Raw genomic sequence first — 18,442 nt, forward strand, 5'->3', positions numbered from 1 at the left:
CCGGTTTTCAGGGGCGCGGGGAACTGCGCGAGCAACCCCTACCGGCCTGCGGGTGCGGCGGGCGTCAGCCGTGGGTTCCCCGGTCCGCGCCGCCGGCGAGGGTCAGGGACTGGTCCAGGGCCTGGAGGAAGCGGTTGACCGTGGCGCGGTCACGGACCGCCAGGCGGAGCCAGGTGTCGTCCAGCCCCGGGAACGTGTCACCGCGCCGCACCGCGAAGCCGAGCCGGCGCAGCCGGGTGCGCACAGCCGTCGCCCCGGGCAGGCCGACCAGGACGAACGGCCCCTCCGCGGGCCCGACGACCCGGACGCCGTCGGACGCGAACTCCGCGAGCCCGGCCAGCAGATGCGCCCGGTCCGTGGCCACACGGCACGCCGCCCGCGCCTGCTCGGCGAGGGCCGGCCCGGTCATGCACGCCTCCGCGGCGGCCAGCGCCGGCGTGGACACCGGCCACAGCGGCTGCCCCCGCCCGAGCTCACCGATCGTCCCGGGCGCCGCCAGCACGTACCCGATCCGCAGCCCCGCGAGCCCCCACGTCTTCGTGAGGCTGCGCAGCACCACGAGCCCCGGCACGTCGGTGCGCCCCGCGAGGGCCTCCCGCTCGTCCGGCACCGCGTCCATGAACGCCTCGTCCACCACCAACGTCCGCCCCGGACGCGCCAGTGCGGTGATCGAGGCGGCCCGATGGAGGACGGACGTGGGATTGGTCGGGTTGCCGATCACGACCAGGTCCGCCTCCTCGGGAACGGCCGACGGATCGAGCCGGAACCCCTCCTCGGGCCGCAGCAGTACCCGGTCCACCCGGTGCCCCGCGTCCCGCAGCGCCGCCTCCGGCTCGGTGAACTGCGGGTGCACGACCACCGGGTGACGGACCTTCAGCGCGCGGGCGAGCAGCACGAAGGCCTCGGCGGCCCCGGCCGTGAGCAGCACCCGCTCCACGGGCAGCCCGTGGCGCGCCGCGACGGCGGCCCGCGCGGCCCGCCCGTCCGGGTAGGCGGCCAGCCCGCCCAGCGACCCGGCGATGTGCTCGCGCAGCCAGTCCGGGGGAGTGCCGGCCCGGACGTTCACCGCGAGGTCGACCAGCGCCGAGCCGTCGTCCCGCACCTCCGCGTCACCGTGGTGCCGGAGGTCGTACGACCACGGCGACGGCGGTGCCTGCCCGCCGGAGCCGGTGCCCCGCGGACCGGAGCCGCCGTCCCCGCCGCCGTTGCCGCCGCTGTCAGTGCGCATGGGAGTGCGCGTGACTGTCGTGGTGGTGTCCGTGGTGGTGTCCCTCGTCGTCCGGGTGGAAGTGCGGCTGCTGCGCGGCCCCCACCTTGTCCTCGAAGCCTGGCAGCGCGATGCGGTAGACGCAGGAGTCGCAGTTCATCCGCAGGTCGCCCTCGATCGCCTCGCGGTAGCGCTCCATCACCAGGTCGAGCAGCTCGGGCTCCGGTCCGATGACGTCGGCGCAGCGCACCTCGACCTCCGGGTGCGCCGCCGCCCACCCCTCGGTCTGCTGCCGGACCCGGTCCGGGAGGATGCCGGTGAACAGGAAGTAGGGCAGCACGACGACCCGTCGCGCGCCGAGCTTCGCACAGCGGTCCAGGCCCGACGGCACGTCCGGCGCGGCCAGCGACACGAACGCCGTCTCCACGCCCGCGTACCCCCGCCCCTCCCACAGCAGCCGTGCCGCCTTGTGGACCTCCGCGTTGGCGTCCGGGTCGGTCGAGCCGCGCCCGACGAGCAGCACGGTCACCCCGGCCCGGTCCTCGGGCGTGCGCGCCGGGCCGCCGAGCGCCTCGTCGAGCCGCCGCTCCAGCACGGTGAGGAGGGCGGGGTGCGGGCCCAGCGGACGCCCGTAGGTGTACGAGACCCCGGGGTGCCGCTCCTTCTCGCGGGCCAGCGCCGCCGGGATGTCGCCCTTGGCGTGCCCGGCGGACACGAGCATCAGCGGGACCGCGGCGAACCGGCGCACCCCCTGGTCGACCAGCTCGGTCACGGCGTCGCCGAGCGGCGGCGGGGAGAGCTCGATGAAGCCGCCCGCCACCGGCAGGCCGGGGTTGCGGCGGCCCAGCTCCCGGACGAAGTCACGGAACGCCTCGGCTCCGGCATCGTCCCGGGTGCCATGGCCGGCGATGAGCAGGGCGGGGGCGGGGGTGGTCACGGGTTCTCCTTCAGGGGCGTAACGAGGTGAGCGGGGTGCCCGAAGCGGGCGGGACGCCCGGGGTGGGCGAGGTGCACGGGCCGAGCGGGGGGACGGTGCCGGCCGCGAACGGGCGCCGGGCAGCCGGTGCACCGACAGCCGATGTGCCGGCACTCGATGTGCCGGCACTCGATGTGCCGGCAACCGGTGCGCCGGCGGCCGGTGTGCCCGCAGGCGGCGTACGAGGCGGCGGTGCGGCTCACTTCGGCTCCTCCTGCCAGCGGTAGCCGCGCGGTGTCACCATGCGGCCGGCGATCTCACGGGTCGCCGTGTTGCCCACGGTCACCACCGTCATCATGTCCACCGTGGTGGGGTCAAGACCCGCGAGCGTGGTGACCCGGCTGGATTCGTCCGTCCGTGAGGCGTTGCGCACGACTCCCACGGGTGTCGCCGGCTCCCGGTGACGGGCGAGGATCGCGAGCGCCTCGGGCAGCTGCCAGTCACGGCCCCGGCTGCGCGGGTTGTAGAAGGTGACCACGATGTCGGCCTCGGCCGCGGCGCGTACCCGGCGCTCGATGACCTCCCACGGCGTGTGCAGGTCGGAGAGGCTGATCGACACGTGGTCGTGGCCGAGCGGCGCGCCCAGGATCGCCCCGGCGGCGAGCGCGGCGGTGACCCCCGGGACGCCGACCACGTCGATGTCGTCGGACGCCTCCGCGAGCGCGGGCGACGCCATCGCGTACACCCCCGCGTCCCCGCTGCCGATCAGCGCGACGGCCCGGCCGCGCCGGGCCTCGGCCACGGCCGTGCGGGCCCGCTCCTCCTCGGCGCCGAGCCCCGACTCCAGGACCCGGGTGCCGGGGCGGAGCAGGTCGCGGATCTGGTCGACGTACTGGTCGAGGCCGACGAGCACGGAGGCCCGGCGCAGCTCGTCCTTCGCACGCGGGGTGAGCAGGTCCCGGGCGCCCGGTCCGAGCCCGACCACCGCGAGCCGCCCGCGCGCGGGCCGGCGTACGACCGCACAGGTCGCCATCGCCGGCCGCGCGGCCGACTTCCGCTTGGGGACCAGCAGTTCACCGCCGCGTACGAGGGCCGCGGCCTCGGCGACCGAGGGCGTCCCGACGGCGGCGAGCGGCGCGTCCGAGGGGTTCGGCACGTCGATCCCCGCCAGCTCCCCGGCGCTGTACGTCACCACGGGCACCCCGAGCCGCGCGGCGGCCCCGAGAATGCCGGGCTCGTCGGCCTTCGCGTCGACGGTGGCCAGCTCGGCGACCGACTTCGCGGACAGACCGGCGTCCCGCAACGCGTCCTCGACGAGTCCGAGCACCTCCTCGACCGGGGCCCCCTTGGAGGCCCCGACGCCGACGACGAGGGACGGCGGACGCAGCACGACCTCACGCTCGGCGGGCCCGGCGGCCCTGTCGGTCACCCGGATCGAATACCCGGCCTCGGAATCGGCCTCGGAATCGGCCTCGGAACCGGCGTCGGCGGCGGTGGCGGTGACGACGGCGGCCGGGAGCGGCGGCAGCGGCCAGGCCAGCTCGGCGTGCAGGGCGACCGGTCCACCGTCCAGCACGGCCCGCGACACCCCCGCCACGTCACCCTCCACGGGGAACCCGAGCGTGTCGAGCCCCGGCACACCGACCGCGTCGGTGGCGGTCGTCACGACGGGCCGGGCACCGAGCAGGTCCCCGATCGCGAGGGCGAGTTCGTTGGCACCGCCGCCGTGGCCCCCGACCAGGGACACCGCGAACCGGCCGCCCTCGTCGACGCAGACGACCCCGGGATCGGCGGCCTTGTCGGAGAGCAGCGGCGCGACGAGCCGCACCACGGCCCCCGTGGCGAGGAAGCACACGAGCTGCTCGCACTCCGCGAACGCCCGCCGCACGGCGTCCCCCACGGGCCCCTCGTACACGCGGGTACGGCCGGGCCAGGCCGAGGCCACCCGCCGGGCGCCCGCCGCTCCGGCCGCCGTCGCGGAAATCAGGCCGATCACTGTGCGACTCCTTCATCACTACGGACATCACTGCGCACCGGAGGCCGGACGCCCCACAGCAGGAACACGGGGTTGGTCGCCGCGAGCCGGGTGACGTCCCCCGGCAGCGGCGCCAGACGGGACGACTGCAGCAGTACGCCGCCGCAGTCGAGCCCGGCCGCGACGAGCGCCTCCCGCACGGCGGGCACCCGGTCGAGCGCGGCCATCGCCACCACGACCGACCGCCGGGCCCGCCGCGCGCAGGCCGTCACGACGGCGGGCAGGTCCCGGCCGCCCCCGCCGACGAACACGGCGTCGGGGTCGGGCAGGCCGGACAGCACGGCCGGCGCGGCCCCGTGCACGACGCTCACGTCGACGCCGTGCGCGGCCGCGTTGGCGCGCACCCGCTCCACGCCGTCCCCGGTCTTCTCCACGGCGGTCACGGCGGCGCCGAACCGCGCGCACTCCACCGCGACCGAGCCGGAGCCCGCGCCGATGTCCCACACGTGGTCGCCGAGCCGCGGCCCGAGCCGGGCCAGCGCCAGCGCCCGCACCTCGAACTTGGTGATCATCGAGTCCCGGTGCGTGAACTCGTCCTCGGCCAGCGCCCACCGGGAGGGACCGGGCGCCGCCCCGGCGACCGTGCGCACGGGGGAGAGGACCCGCGGCTCGTCGAGGCACAGCACGACGTTCACCGCCCGGCCCCAGTCGCGTACGGCGGCCTCGGCGGGCGTGACCCGCTCCACCCGCTCACCCGAGGCCGCCCCCGCGTCCGATCCGAGGGCCGACGCCACCACGAGCACCCGGTCGCCGGACCGCGCCAGCGCCGCGCCGAGTTCGGCCGGGCCCGAGCCGGGACCGGTCAGCACGGCGACCTTCGGGTGCGCCCGGCAGACGTTCACCGCGGTCCGCAGGTCACGCCCGTGCGCGCTCACCACCACCGCGTCGTCCCAGGTCAGCCCGGCCCGCGCGAAGGCGGTGGCGACGGACGACACCGCGGGGTGGACGGTCAGCCGGCCGGCTCCGAACCGCTCGGCGAGCGCCCGTACGATCCCGAAGAACCCGGGGTCCCCGGAGGCCAGCACGACGACCTGCCCCCGGCCGGCGGCAGCCGCGTCCCCCTCCCGTCCGCCCTTCGCCGCCTTCTCCAGGTGGCGCTCGATCGCGTCGAGGGCGGGGGCGAGCGGTCCGAGGACGATCCGCGCGGCCGTGTCCGGCGGCGCCGCGGCCGCCAGATGGCGCCGGGCGCCCACGACGAGCCCCGCCCCGTCCAGCGCGGCTGCGGCCTCCGGGGGCAGGGGCGCCCCCGTGCCCGTACCGACGACGGTGATCACGTGGTGGCACCCCGCGTGCGCAGCGCTCTGCGCGCCTCGGGGTCGGCCTTGCGGAAGCCGTGGAAGTGGCCCGGGTGGTAGAGGTGCGAGCGCGTGCCCCGCGCTTCGAGGGCCGGGCCGACCAGGAACAGCGTGTGCTTCCAGAGCTTGTGCTCCTTGACGGTCTCCTCCAGCGTGCCGATCGTGCACCGCACGATCAGCTCCTCGGGCCAGGTCGCCTGGTAGGCGACCACGACCGGGGTGGAGGTGGGGTAGCCGCCCTCCAGCAGCTCCCGTACGAGCTGCCCGCTGCGGGCGGCCGACAGGAACAGGGCCATGGTGGTGCCGTGCCGCGCGAACTCCCGTACCTCCTCGCCCGGCGGCATCGGCGTCTTGCCGCCGCCGAGCCGGGTGAGGATCACGGACTGGGCGACCTCGGGGATGGTCAGCTCGCGCTGCGCGAGCGCGGCCACGGCCGAGAAGGACGAGACACCGGGCACGATCTCGGTGGCGATACCGATCTCCGCGCACCGGTCGACCTGCTCCTGCGTACCGCCCCAGAGCGCGGGGTCGCCCGAGTGGATGCGGGCCACCTTCAGTCCTCCGGCGGCGGCCCGCCCGTACACCGCGACGACGTCCTCCAGCGACATCGTCGCCGAGTCGAGGATCTCCGCGTCCGCGCGGGCATGCTCGAGGACCTCCGCCTGCACCAGGCTGGCCGCCCAGATGACGACGTCCGCCTCGGCGATCGCGCGGGCCGCACGGAAGGTCAGCAGGTCTGCGGCGCCGGGACCGGCCCCGACGAAGGTCACCTTGCCGGTGCGGTCATCGGACATGGGACGGTTCCTTTCCGGAAAGCCACGAGGGCTCGGGAGTGCGGCGGACGTGCGGGGAAGCGGGTTGATCGGATAGCAAGGGCGTATGGCGGTGTTCGTCGCGCTCGGCGCGTTCCTCATGACGCTGGCCGGCGGCTGGACGGCGCAACGCGTCACCGACCGCCGCCACCTGGTACTCGGCCTGGCCGGCGGCCTGATGCTGGGGGTCGTCGGCCTCGACCTGCTGCCCGAGGCGCTCGACGCGGCGGGCGGCGAGGTCTTCGGCGTGCCGGCCGCGCTGCTGCTCTTCGTGGCCGGCTTCCTCGCCGCCCACATGGTGGAACGCCTGCTGGCCGTGCGCCAGGCCTCGCACGGCGGCGGGGAGCACGACGGCCGGACGCCCGAGGTGGGCCTGACGGCCGCCGCCGCGATGACCGGCCACAGCGCCATGGACGGTGTGGCGATCGGCGCGGCCTTCCAGGTGGGCGGCGGCATGGGAGCCGCGGTGGCGGTCGCGGTGATCGCCCACGACTTCGCGGACGGCTTCAACACGTACACGATCACGACCCTGTACGGGAACGCCCGCCGCAAGGCGGTCGCGATGCTCTGCGCGGACGCCGCGGCCCCGGTGGCGGGCGCCGCCTCGACCCTGCTGTTCACGATCCCCGAACGCCTGCTCGGCGGGTATCTCGGCTTCTTCGGCGGCGCGCTCCTCTACCTCGCGGCGGCCGAGATCCTCCCCGAGGCCCACCACGAGCACCCGGCCCGCTCCACCCTGCTGTGCACGCTCGCCGGGGTGGCCTTCATCTGGCTGGTGGTGGGCATCGCGGAGTGAGCCGGAGCACAGCGGACCGGAGCGCGGCGGACCGGACCCTGGGAGGGTTTCGGCGGACGTCACAGCTTGCCGCCGCGCCCGCCGTCGCGCCGGGCGGGCGCGATGAGCGTGGAGAGGTACGGCAGCGGGGCCCCGTCCAGTTCCGCGGCGCCGCTGATCGACTCCTCGGGCAGCCCCAGCGCGGATCCCCACACGGCGTCGTCGATCCGGCCGGTCTCCCGCAGGGCCGCCGCGACCTCCTGCGCCTGCCGCCCGAACTTGTACGCGACGACGGTCCCGGGCCCGTTCAGGGCGTCCTTGAGGACACCGGACCCGGCGGTGACGGGCACGAGCGTCAGCGGCTCGGTCCCCTCGGTCAGGACCGCGCCGGACCGGGCGGCGAGGTCCTGCATGGCGGTGATGCCGGGCACGGTCTCGACGAGCGTGCCCGGCACGAGCCGCTGGACGGTCTGCGCGAGATAGGTGAACGTCGAGTACACGTTCGGGTCGCCGATGGTGGCGAAGGCGACGCTGCCGTGCGTACGCAGCAGCTCGGCCACCCGTCTGCCGGCGACGTCCCAGGCGCTCTCGCGGCGGCCCCGGTCGGAGCGTTCGTTGAGCGCGAAGACGACCCGGACGACCTTCTCCCTCTCCACGTAGTGCAGCACGGTCGCCTCGGCCCGCCCGGGCTCCCCGCCGTCCTTCCCGTCGGGCGCGGCCATCACGGGCACGACGACGACCTCCGCCGCCCGGAGCCGGTTGACGCCCTTGACGGTCACCAGCTCGGGGTCCCCGGGCCCGACCCCGACCCCGATCAGCCTGCTGTCGCCCATGACCGGACACACCTCTCCACGAACCGACGGGCGACGCCGGGAGCGGCCGCCCAGTGCGTGTGCAGATAACTCGCGTGCACACCTTGCTGTACGAAACCCTCGAGCCGCCGCGCCGGAGCGCGCATCCCCCAGGCGGCGACCGCCCCCGCCCCCGGTTCGACGACGGTCCGGTGGAACTCGTGCCCGCGCATCCGGGTGCCCGCCTCGGCCAGCACGCTGTCGGACACCGCCACGGCGTCCCGGTACCCGAGCGTCAGCCGCTCCTCCATCCGCGCCGAGGCGTCGATGACCCCGCACATCGGCAGCGAGTCGAGCTCGCGGGCGAGGTAGAGCAGCCCCGCGCACTCGGCGGCGACGGGCGCGCCGCTCTCGGCGAGCGCGGCCACGGCCTTGCGCAACGGCTCGTTGGCGGACAGCTCCGGCCCGTACACCTCGGGGAACCCGCCTCCGACGACCAGTCCCCGGGTCCCGTCGGGCAGTCGCTCGTCCCGCAACGGATCGAAGCCGACGACCTCCGCCCCGGCGGCCCGCAACAACTCGACATGCTCGGCATAGGAAAAACTGAAAGCTGCCCCACCGGCGACGGCGACGACGGGAGCTCGTTTCCTCAGCCCGTCCGGCGCCTTGTTCAGCCCGTCCGGCGTTCGAGGACAAGGGGGGTCCGGGGGCGCGGCCCCCGGGGCAGGGACGGGAAGGGGCGGCGGGGGCGAGACAGCCAGGGCCTCCGCCGCATCCCAGGCGCCACCGGCCAACGCCCCGGCCCCCCGCGCCAACGCGAACAACGCGTCCAGATCACACCCGTCCCGCACCTGCGCGGCCATCGCGGCAACAGCCTCGACCGCCTCGGCCCGCCGCTCGGCGACCGGCACCAGCCCAAGGTGCCGGGAAGGCGTCGAGACCTGCGGAGCCCGCCGCAGAACCCCCAGCACCGGCACCCCCGCCTGGTCCAGCGCCTCCCGCAGCAGTGCCTCGTGCCGGTCGGACCCGACCTTGTTGAGGATCACCCCGCCGATCCGCACCTGCGGATCCCAGGAGGCGAACCCGTGCACGAGCGCGGCCACCGACCGCGACTGCGACGAGGCGTCCACGACCAGCACGACGGGCGCCCGCAGCAGCTTCGCCACCTGGGCGGTGGAAGCCAGCTCCCCTTCCCCGGACGCCCCGTCGAACAGCCCCATCACCCCCTCGACGACGGCGAGATCGCAGCCGTCGGCCCCGTGCGCGAACAGCGGCGCGATCAATTCCGCCCCGCACATGTAGGCGTCGAGATTGCGCCCCGCCCGCCCGGTGGCGAGCGCGTGGTAGCCGGGATCGATGTAGTCGGGCCCCACCTTGTGCGGGGACACGGCCAGCCCCCGCGCGGCGAACGCGGCCATCAGCCCCGTGGCGACGGTGGTCTTGCCGCTGCCCGAGGAAGGCGCGGCGACGACCAGCCGGGGGACGGAGGACGTCACCACTCGATGCCCCTCTGCCCCTTCTGACCGGCGTCCATCGGGTGCTTGACCTTGGACATGTCGGTCACGAGGTCGGCGGCCTCCACGAGCTTCTCCGGAGCGTTGCGCCCGGTGATCACGACGTGCTGGGTGCCGGGCCGGTCCCGCAGCACGGCGACCACCTCGTCGACATCCACCCAGCCCCAGTGCATGGGGTACGCGAACTCGTCGAGCACGTACAGCTTGTACGTCTCGGCGGCGAGGTCCCGCTTGACCTGCTCCCAGCCCTCGCGGGCCTTCTCCTCGTTGTCCAGCTGCGCGTCGCGCTGCACCCACGACCAGCCCTCGCCCATCTTGTGCCAGTCGACGGACCCGCCCTCACCGCTGGCCCCGAGGACGCGCAGCGCGTTCTCCTCGCCGACCTTCCACTTCGCGGACTTGACGAACTGGAACACCCCGATGGGCCACCCCTGGTTCCAGGCACGCAGCGCGAGCCCGAAGGCGGCGGTGGACTTGCCCTTGCCGATCCCGGTGTGCACGACGACGAGCGGCCGGTTCCGTCGCTGACGGGTCGTCAGCCCGTCCTCGGGCACGACACTCGGCTGTCCCTGCGGCATTACGCGGTCCTCCTGCTGTCGCTCCTGCGGTCGCCCCGGACATCCCTGACCAGACCGGCGATCGAGTCGGCCCGCAGCTCGTCGAGCGTCACCGCGGTGCCGCCGAGCTCGCCCGCGAGCTGCCCGGCGAGTCCGAGCCGTACGGGCCCCGACTCGCAGTCGACGACGACGGAGGCGATCTCGTCGGCGGCGAACAGCCGGGCGGCCCGCCCCGCGAGTGCCACCGGTTCGGGGCCTCCGGTGGCCCGCCCGTCCGTCACCAGCACGACCAGCGCGCGCCGCGCCGGATCCCGCAACCGCTCCACCCGCAGCACGTCGTGCGCCCGCAGCAGCCCGGCCGCGAGCGGCGTACGCCCGCCGGTGGGCAGCGACTCCAGCCGTACGGCGGCCGCGTCGACCGACGACGTGGGCGGCAGGGCCACCTCGGCGGCGGACCCGCGGAAGGTCACGAGCCCCACCTTGTCCCGCCGCTGGTAGGCGTCGAGGAGCAGGGACAGCACCGCGCCCTTCACGGCGCTCATCCGCTGCCGGGCCGCCATCGACCCGGACGCGTCCACGACGAACAGCACGAGGTTGCCCTCGCGGCCCTCGCGCGTGGCCTGCCGCAGGTCGTCCCGGCGTACGACGAGGCCGGGTCCGGAGCGTCCGCGGGCCCGCTGGTGCGGGGCGGCGGCCTGCACGGTCGCGGCCAGGTGCAGCTTGGTGAGCGTGCCGCGCGGCCGGCGCGCCCCGGTGGTGCGGCCGTGCTCGGTCCGGGCCCGCGACCGCCGCCCGGCGGCCCCCTCACCGAGGCCGGGCACGCTCAGCATCTTCGTGCGGAAGGGTTCGGCGGCCCGTACGGGGGACTGCTCGCCGGCGCCGGGGGAGGGCGCCCGCCCGTTCTCGGAGCTCTCGGAGTTCTCGGCGGGCTTGCCCTGCGCGGGCACCTCACCGGAACCCTCGCTGTCGCCGGCGTCACCCCCGCCGTCGGGCCCGTCCTGCGGGGACCGCCCGCCACCGGGCCCGTCCGGGTCCGGATCCGGGTCGTCGTCACCGGAGCCGTCGGGGTCACCGGAGCCGTCGGAGCCGTCGGAGCCGTCCGCGTCGTCCCCGCTCCCGAACTCCTCCAGCGTCTCGTCGAGCTTGTCCTCGTCGAGGCCCGGCGCGTCGAAGGGGTTGCGCCGGCGGCGGTGCGGCAGTGCGAGGAGCGCGGCCTGCCGCACGTCCTCCGCCAGCACCACGGTCCGTCCCGCCCACGCGGCCAGCGCCGTCGCGGTCCTGGCCATCACGATGTCGGCCCGCATGCCGTCCACCTCGAACGCCGCGCAGGTCGCCGCGATCTGCCGCAGCGCGCCGTCGCCGAGCCGCACCGACCCCAGCAGCTCCCGCGCGGCCACGATCCGGGCCCGTACGGCGGACTCCTCGTCGGCCCAGCGCGTCGCGAACCCCTCGGGGTCGTCGTCGTACGCGAGCCGCCGCCGGACGACCTCCACCCGCTGGTCGGGCTCGCGGGAGGCCGCCACCTCGACGGTCAGCCCGAACCGGTCGAGCAACTGCGGGCGCAGCTCGCCCTCCTCGGGGTTCATGGTCCCGACGAGCAGGAACCGCGCAGCATGCCGTACGGAGACGCCCTCGCGCTCCACGTACGAGGCCCCCATCGCGGCCGCGTCAAGGAGCAGGTCGACCAGGTGGTCGTGGAGAAGGTTGACCTCGTCCACGTACAGGATGCCGCGGTGGGCGTCGGCCAGCAGGCCGGGCTCGAAGGCCTTCACACCCTCCGCGAGCGCCCGCTCGATGTCGAGCGCGCCCACCAGGCGGTCCTCGGAGGCGCCGACGGGCAGTTCGACCATCCGGGCGGGCCGGGACACCCCAGGACCCACCTCGTGCGGACCGTCGGGGCAGGCCGGATCGGGCGCGTGGGGAGCACAGGAGAACCGGCACCCCGCCATGACGTCGACCTGCGGCATGAGGGCCGAAAGGGCGCGCACGGCCGTGGACTTGGCGGTGCCCTTCTCGCCGCGGACGAGCACGCCGCTCACCGCGGGGGACACGGCGTTCAGCAGCAGCGCGAGCCGCAGGTCGTCCTGGCCGACCACGGCCGTGAACGGGAACGGGGTACTCACGCCGAAATCACTCCTCCGAGTGGCTGGTGCAAAGACTGTGCGCTGTCGGCGGCGCCGACAGCCAAACTGTGGTTGTGGTCCCCGCCGACGCGGGGGTGTTCCGAAGTCGAACCCGTGAGCACTGCGCGGGATGACCTGCTCCCCGCCGGCGCGGGGATGCGGAGGGAGCTCACTCGTCCCCCTCCAGATCTCCCTCGAGTTCGAGGTAGGTCGCTCGGAGCCGGTCCAGGGTCTCCTGGTCCGGTTCCGCCCACAGCCCGCGGTCCGCCGCCTCCAGCAGGCGTTCCGTGATGCCACGCAGGGCCCAGGGGTTGGACTTTCGCATGAACTCCTGGTTCTCCGCGTCGAAGACGTACTCCGCGCTGAGCTTCTCGTACATCCAGTCGTCCACGACCCCGGCCGTCGCGTCGTACCCGAAGAGGTAGTCGACGGTGGCCGCCATCTCGAAGGCGCCCTTGTAGCCGTGCCGCCGCATCGCCGCCATCCAGCGCGGGTTGACCACCCGCGCGCGGAACACCCGGTGCGTCTCCTCGCCGAGCGTGCGGGTCTTGACCTGGTCGGGCACGGCGGAGTCGCCGACGTACGCCTCGGGGCTGGTGCCCGTCAGGTGGCGGACCATGGCGACCATGCCGCCGTGGTACTGGAAGTAGTCGTCGGCGTCGACGAGGTCGTGCTCACGGGTGTCGACGTTCTTGGCCGCGACGGCGATCCGCCGGAACGCCGTCTCCATGTCGCCGCGCGCCGCGCGCCCTTCGAGGCCCTGCCCGTACGCGTAGCCGCCCCACACCGCGTACACCTCGGCGAGGTCGGCGTCGGAGCGCCAGTTGCGTGCGTCGATGAGCGGCAGGAGCCCGGCCCCGTACGCGCCCGGCTTCGAGCCGAAGATACGGGCCGTGGCCCGCCGCCGGTCGCCGTGCTCGGCGGTGTCCTCGTCGGCGTGCGCGCGGACGTAGTTGCGGTCGGCGGGCTCGTTCAGCTCGGCCACCGCCCGCACGGCGTCGTCGAGCAGGGAGATCACATGCGGGAACGCGTCGCGGAAGAAGCCGGAGATGCGGACGGTGACGTCGATGCGCGGCCGGCCCAGCTCCTCGAGCCCCACCACCTCGAAGCCGGTGACGCGCCGCGAGGCGTCGTCCCACACGGGCCGGCAGCCCAGCAGCGCCAGGATCTCCGCGATGTCGTCGCCCTGGGTGCGCATCGCGGACGTGCCCCACACGGTCAGACCGACGGACTTCGGGTACGCGCCGGTGTCCTGGAGGTACCGCTGCACGAGCGAGTCGGCGAGCGCCTGCCCGACCTCCCAGCTCAGCCTGGACGGGATCGCCTTGGGGTCGACGGAGTAGAAGTTGCGCCCGGTCGGCAGGACGTTGACCAGTCCGCGCGTCGGCGAGCCCGAGGGACCCGACGGGACGTAACCGCCGTTCAGGGCATGGAGGATGTGGTCGATCTCGTCCGTCGTACGGGCCAGCCGCGGAACCACCTCGCGGCACGCGAACTCCAGCACCGCGACGGCGTCCGGGAGTTCGGTGCCGCCCAGCACCTCGCGTACGAGCGCGGGCACGGCCGCGACCTCCCAGCCGCGCTCCTCCATGCCCTCCGCGAACCGGCGGCACAGCTGCTCGAGGAGGTCGACGGCGTCGGCCGCCGTCCGCGCGGGTCCGGCCACCAGGTCGCTCAGCTCGGCCGGCACCTTCAGCGGCGCGCCGGGCTCGCCCAGCAGTTCCTTCTCGACCAGGCCGAAGTGCTGCGCCAGACAGGCCCGCAGACCCGGCAGCGCGTTCGCCGTGCCGCCCCACACCTGGGAGGCCCGCAGCACGGCCAGCACGAGGTTCACCCGTGCCTCGGCCTCGGGGCCGCCGCCGAGGATGTGCAGGCCGTCGCGGATCTGCACGTCCTTGATCTCGCACAGATAGCCGTCGACGTGCATCACGAACGTGTCGAAGTCGTCCTCGTCCGGCTGCTCGTCGAGATGCAGGTCGTGGTGGAGTTCGGCGGCCTTCACCAGCGTCCAGATCTGGGCGCGGACGGCCGGCGCCTTCGTCGGGTCCAGGTCGGACACCAGCGCGTACTCGTCGAGCAGCTGCTCCAGCTTCGCGAGGTCGCCGTAGGTGTCCGCGCGGGCCATCGGCGGCACCAGGTGGTCGACGATCGTGGCGTGTCCCCGGCGCTTGGCCTGGGTGCCCTCGCCGGGGTCGTTGACGATGAAGGGGTAGACGAGGGGCAGTTCACCGAGCACGGCGTCCGGCGCGCACCCGCCGCTCAGCCCCAGCCCCTTGCCCGGCAGCCACTCCATCGTGCCGTGCTTGCCCATGTGCACGATCGCGTCGGCGCCGAAGCCGCCCTCGGACGACGCGTTCTCCAGCCAGCGGTAGGCCGCCATGTAGTGGTGCGAGGGCGGCATGTCCGGGTCGTGGTAGATCGCGATCGGGTTCTCGCCGAAGCCGCGCGGCGGCTGGATCATCACGACGACGTTCCCGAACTGCAGGGAGGCCAGCACGATGTCGTCGCCGTCCACGTAGAGCGAGCCCGGCGGTTCGCCCCACGCCTCCAGCATCCCCTCGCGCAGCGCGGGGTCGAGCTTGTCGAACCAGGCCCGGTAGTCGGCGAGCGGCACCCGCGCGGGGGCGGCGGCCAGCTGGTCCTCGGTGAGCCATTCGACGTCGTGGCCACCGGCGGCGATGAGCCGGTGGATCAGCTCGTCGCCGTTGTCCGGGTACCCCTCGACGGCGTACCCGGCGTCCCGCAGCGCGTCGAGGAGGCGGACCGCCGAGGCGGGCGTGTCCAGGCCGACCGCGTTGCCGACCCGGGAGTGCTTGGTCGGGTAGGCGGTGAAGACGACCGCGAGCTTCTTCTCCGCGTTGGGCTGGTGCCGCAGCCGGGCGTGGCGCACGGCGATCCCGGCGACGCGCGCGGCCCGCTCGGGGTCGGCGGCGTACACCGGCACGTCGTCGGGTCCCTGCTCCTTGAAGGAGAACGGGACCGTGATGAGCCGTCCGTCGAACTCGGGGATCGCGACCTGCATCGCCGCGTCCATGGGGGACAGGGCGGCGTCGGACGCCTCCCAGGCGGCCTTCGACGTGGTCAGGCAGAGGCCCTGGAGGAAGGGGATGTCGAGGGTCTGGAGCGCGCTGATGTCCCACGCCTCCTCGTCGCCGCCCGCGGACGCGTCGGAGGCGTGCGCGCCACCGGCGGCGAGGACGGTGGTGATCAGCGCGTCCGCGCCGTCGAACAGCGAGTACAGCTCGGAGCCGGCGCCGCGCAGTGAACCGCTGTAGACGGGCAGGGCGTTGGCGCCCTTGGCCTCGATGGCGTCGCAGAGGGTGTCCACGAAGGCGGTGTTGCCGCTCAGCTCGTGGGCGCGGTAGAAGAGCACCGCGACGGTCGGGCGGTCCGCGGCGATCACCGGTTCGCCGTGCACACCGAACTCCGGCATCTGCCGCGGCGCCTCGAAGCCCTCGCCCGTGACCAGCACGGTGTCGGAGAGGAAGCGGGTCAGCTCGGCGAGGTTCTCCGGACCGCCCTCGACGAGGTAGCGCAGCGCCTCCGCGACGACACCGGCCGGCACGGACGACTCGGCCATCAGCTCCGCGTCGGGCACGGCCTCCCCGCCGAGCAGCACGGTGGGGATGCCGGACGCCTTCAGGAAGGCCAGCCCGTCCTCCCAGGCGCGCTTGCCGCCGAGCAGCCGTACGACGGCGAGGTCCGCGCCCTCGACCAGCGCGGGCAGCTCCTGCGCGACGTCCACGCGGGTCGGATTGCCGATCCGGTACGCGGCGCCGGAGGCACGCGCCGCCAGCAGATCCGTGTCGGCGGTCGACAACAACAACACTGTGCTCATGCGGGTGCTCCCGGTGGGATGAAAGGCAGTCCTGTCGGCGCGCCGGACTCGATGAGCCGCCACAGCGCGTCCGTGTCCGCGTGTTCCTCGATCAGATCGCCGAGCCGGTCCAGCTGCTCCTCGCGCAGCCCCGCGAACGACGTGTCGGCGGCCGGTACGAAGCGGCGCCCCGCGGCGGCGGCCACCTCGCGCAGGAAGGCACGCCGGAAGCCGTCCGACTCCAGGGAGCCGTGCCAGTGCGTGCCCCGGACCGCGCCGACCCGGCAGCCGTCCAGGAAGGGCTCGCCGCCGGTCACCTCGGCGACCCCGTGATGGATCTCGTACCCCTCGACGGGTTCGCCGAGGGCCTCGCCGACGGGCCGGGCGAGGGTCTTCTCGCGCGCGAACCGCACCCGTACGGGGAGGAGTCCGAGCCCGTCGACGGCGCCGGCCTTCGACTCGACCTCGTCCTCGATGTGGTCGCCGAGCAGCTGGAAGCCGCCGCAGATGCCCAGCACGGGGCGCCCCTCGGCGGCCCTGCGCACCAGGGCGTCGGCGAGGCCGCGCCGCCGCAGCCACTCCAGGGCGCGGACCGTGCCGCGGGTGCCGGGGACGACGACCAGGTCGGCGTCGACCAGTTCCTCGGCCCGGTCCACGAACCGCACGACGACGCCCGGTTCGGCGGCGAGGGCGTCCAGGTCGGTGAAGTTGGACATCAGGGGGATCGCGCAGACGGCGACCCGCAGGATGTCCTCGCCGACGGGGGCGGACACCTCGGACTCCCGTACCGAGCCGCGCATGCTGACCCCCAGTCCGTCCTCCTCGTCGATGCCGAGCCCGTGTTGGAAGGGCAGGACGCCGTAGGTGCGGCGCCCGGTGAGCCCGTGCAGCATGTCGATGCCGGGTTCGAGGAGGGAGACGTCCCCGCGGAACTTGTTGACCAGGAACCCGGCGACGAGCTCCTGGTCCTCGCGCGACAGCAGGGCCACCGTCCCGAAGAAGGAGGCGAAGACCCCGCCGCGGTCGATGTCGCCGACCACGAGCACGGGCAGCCGCGCGTTGCGCGCGATCCCCATGTTCACGATGTCCGTCCGCCGCAGATTGATCTCGGCGGGACTTCCGGCCCCCTCACAGATCACCGCGTCATACGTGCCCCGCAACGCGGCCAGACAGTCCAGCACGGTCCCGAGCAACGCCTCCTGGCGTCCGCCGTGGTAGCCGCGCGCACTCATCTCGCCCACGGGTTTCCCCATCAGGACGACCTGGCTGCTGCGGTCGCCGCCCGGCTTCAGCAGGACGGGGTTCATGAGCGCGGTGGGCTCCACGCGGGCGGCCTGCGCCTGCATGGCCTGCGCGCGCCCGATCTCGGCGCCCTCGCGCGTGACGAACGAGTTCAGGGACATGTTCTGCGCCTTGAAGGGCGCGACCTTCACCCCCCGCCGCACCAGCCACCGGCAGATCCCGGCGGTCACGACGCTCTTGCCCGCGTCGGAGGTGGTGCCGGCGACGAGCAGGCCCCTGCCCGGTCCACGGTTCATGAGGTACGCCCCTTCCCGGCGGGCTTCCTGGCGAGTCTCCCGGTGAGCGGGGTGACCAGCAGCCGGCCGGTGACGCACGCGCCCAGCGCGAGCAGGCTCACGCGCCGGGAGAGCCGGACGGCCCGCTCGATGTCTTCGACCCGTACGGCGCGCCCCGGGCCGTTGAGGACGGGCCGGTGCTCGACCCGCCCCGCGTACGAGAGCGTGCCGCCGAGCCGCACCCCGAGCGCCCCCGCGAACGAGGCCTCGACGGGCCCGGCGTTGGGGCTCGGATGCCGGTCGGCGTCCGCACGCCAGGTGCGCAGGGCTCCCCGCGGATCGCCCCCGGCGACGGTCGCGAGGACCGCCGTCAGCCGGGCCCCGGGCCATCCGACGACGTCGTCGAGGCGCGCGGAGGCCCAGCCGTACCGCCGGTGACGGGCCGACCTGTGCCCGACCATGGCGTCCAGCGTGTTGACGGCCCGGAACCCGACCAGACCGGGCACGCCCGCGACCGCGCCCCACACCAGGGCGCCCACGACGGCGTCGGAGGTGTTCTCGGCGACCGACTCGACCACGGCCCGGGCGATCCCGTCGGCGTCCAGCGCCTGCGGGTCCCGTCCGCACAGGTGCGGCAGCCGCTCACGGGCCGCCTCGACGTCCCCGGCGGCCAGCGCCCCACCGACCGCCCGCGCCTCCCGCCCCAGCGAGGTCCCCCCGACGACGGCCCAGGTGGCGGCGGCGGTCAACGCGACGGAAGCGGCACGGCAGTCACGTACGGAACGCCCGGCGGCCACGGCGAGGGCGACGGCGCCGCCCGCGCACACGGCGGTGTGCAGGGCGCCCCACCCCCGGTGGTCCCGCCACAGCACCCGCTCCACGGCGCCCGCGGCCCGGCCGAACGCGGCGACCGGATGCCCCCGGCGGGGATCGCCGAGCAGCAGGTCACCGAGGAGGCCGGCGGCGGCGCCGTACGCGAAGACGCGATCGGCACGCACGGGCTCAGCCCGCTTCTACGTCGGACAGCACCCTCGTACTCGGCACCCTCGTACCGGGTGCGGGCACACTGGTACTGGGCACACT

The 18,442-nt window shown here is 74.7% G+C and carries 13 protein-coding genes; 1 reads left to right on the forward strand and 12 read right to left on the reverse strand.

What is annotated here, in order from left to right; genetic code table 11:
- Positions 1–64 precede the first annotated feature (64 nt).
- From cobC to cobM, 5 genes are all read right to left on the reverse strand, one after another.
- Entirely contained in the window at positions 65–1,228 is a 1,164-nt protein-coding gene (gene cobC / locus QFZ75_RS29755; protein WP_307541784.1) for an Rv2231c family pyridoxal phosphate-dependent protein CobC, read from the reverse strand.
- Entirely contained in the window at positions 1,218–2,144 is a 927-nt protein-coding gene (locus tag QFZ75_RS29760; protein ID WP_307541786.1) for a sirohydrochlorin chelatase, read from the reverse strand. The genes cobC and QFZ75_RS29760 overlap by 11 nt, the downstream gene beginning before the upstream one ends.
- A gap of 238 nt (positions 2,145–2,382) precedes the next feature.
- On the reverse strand, positions 2,383–4,119 hold the full coding sequence (gene cobJ, locus QFZ75_RS29765) for a precorrin-3B C(17)-methyltransferase (protein ID WP_307541788.1): 1,737 nt from the start codon (positions 4,117–4,119) through the stop codon (positions 2,383–2,385).
- Positions 4,116–5,432 carry a precorrin-6y C5,15-methyltransferase (decarboxylating) subunit CbiE gene (gene cbiE, locus QFZ75_RS29770; RefSeq protein ID WP_307541790.1) on the reverse strand — a complete coding sequence of 439 codons (1,317 nt, stop codon included), beginning with the start codon at positions 5,430–5,432 and terminating at the stop codon, positions 4,116–4,118. Before cbiE ends, cobJ begins: the two co-directional genes overlap by 4 nt.
- The gene (gene cobM, locus QFZ75_RS29775) at positions 5,429–6,247 is read right to left on the reverse strand and encodes a precorrin-4 C(11)-methyltransferase (protein ID WP_307541792.1); all 819 of its coding nucleotides are present in this window, start codon (positions 6,245–6,247) and stop codon (positions 5,429–5,431) included. Before cobM ends, cbiE begins: the two co-directional genes overlap by 4 nt.
- Positions 6,248–6,332: 85 nt before the next feature.
- Between cobM and QFZ75_RS29780 the strand changes: the two genes are divergently transcribed.
- Positions 6,333–7,061, forward strand: coding sequence for a ZIP family metal transporter (locus QFZ75_RS29780; protein WP_307541794.1), 729 nt, complete (start codon positions 6,333–6,335; stop codon positions 7,059–7,061).
- Positions 7,062–7,120: 59 nt separating this feature from the next.
- On the opposite strand, the gene cobI is transcribed toward QFZ75_RS29780, so the two are convergent.
- The 7 genes from cobI to QFZ75_RS29815 form a co-directional block, all read right to left on the reverse strand.
- Entirely contained in the window at positions 7,121–7,873 is a 753-nt protein-coding gene (cobI, locus tag QFZ75_RS29785) for a precorrin-2 C(20)-methyltransferase (protein ID WP_307541795.1), read from the reverse strand.
- Positions 7,855–9,330 carry a cobyrinate a,c-diamide synthase gene (locus QFZ75_RS29790; RefSeq protein ID WP_307541797.1) on the reverse strand — a complete coding sequence of 492 codons (1,476 nt, stop codon included), beginning with the start codon at positions 9,328–9,330 and terminating at the stop codon, positions 7,855–7,857. Before QFZ75_RS29790 ends, cobI begins: the two co-directional genes overlap by 19 nt.
- A complete protein-coding gene (cobO, locus tag QFZ75_RS29795; protein ID WP_307541799.1) occupies positions 9,324–9,923 on the reverse strand; it encodes a cob(I)yrinic acid a,c-diamide adenosyltransferase in 600 nt (199 codons plus the stop codon). Before cobO ends, QFZ75_RS29790 begins: the two co-directional genes overlap by 7 nt.
- Positions 9,923–12,025 carry a putative cobaltochelatase gene (locus QFZ75_RS29800; RefSeq protein ID WP_307541800.1) on the reverse strand — a complete coding sequence of 701 codons (2,103 nt, stop codon included), beginning with the start codon at positions 12,023–12,025 and terminating at the stop codon, positions 9,923–9,925. The genes cobO and QFZ75_RS29800 overlap by 1 nt, the downstream gene beginning before the upstream one ends.
- A gap of 169 nt (positions 12,026–12,194) precedes the next feature.
- Positions 12,195–15,863, reverse strand: coding sequence for a cobaltochelatase subunit CobN (gene cobN, locus QFZ75_RS29805; protein WP_307541803.1), 3,669 nt, complete (start codon positions 15,861–15,863; stop codon positions 12,195–12,197).
- Positions 15,860–17,380, reverse strand: a complete 1,521-nt coding sequence (locus QFZ75_RS29810; protein WP_307541805.1) for a cobyric acid synthase — start codon at positions 17,378–17,380, stop codon at positions 15,860–15,862. The genes cobN and QFZ75_RS29810 overlap by 4 nt, the downstream gene beginning before the upstream one ends.
- Positions 17,377–18,357, reverse strand: coding sequence for a cobalamin biosynthesis protein (locus tag QFZ75_RS29815; protein WP_307541806.1), 981 nt, complete (start codon positions 18,355–18,357; stop codon positions 17,377–17,379). The genes QFZ75_RS29810 and QFZ75_RS29815 overlap by 4 nt, the downstream gene beginning before the upstream one ends.
- Positions 18,358–18,442 lie beyond the last annotated feature (85 nt).

Source organism: Streptomyces sp. V3I8, assembly GCF_030817535.1.
Classification (GTDB): Bacteria; Actinomycetota; Actinomycetes; order Streptomycetales; family Streptomycetaceae; genus Streptomyces.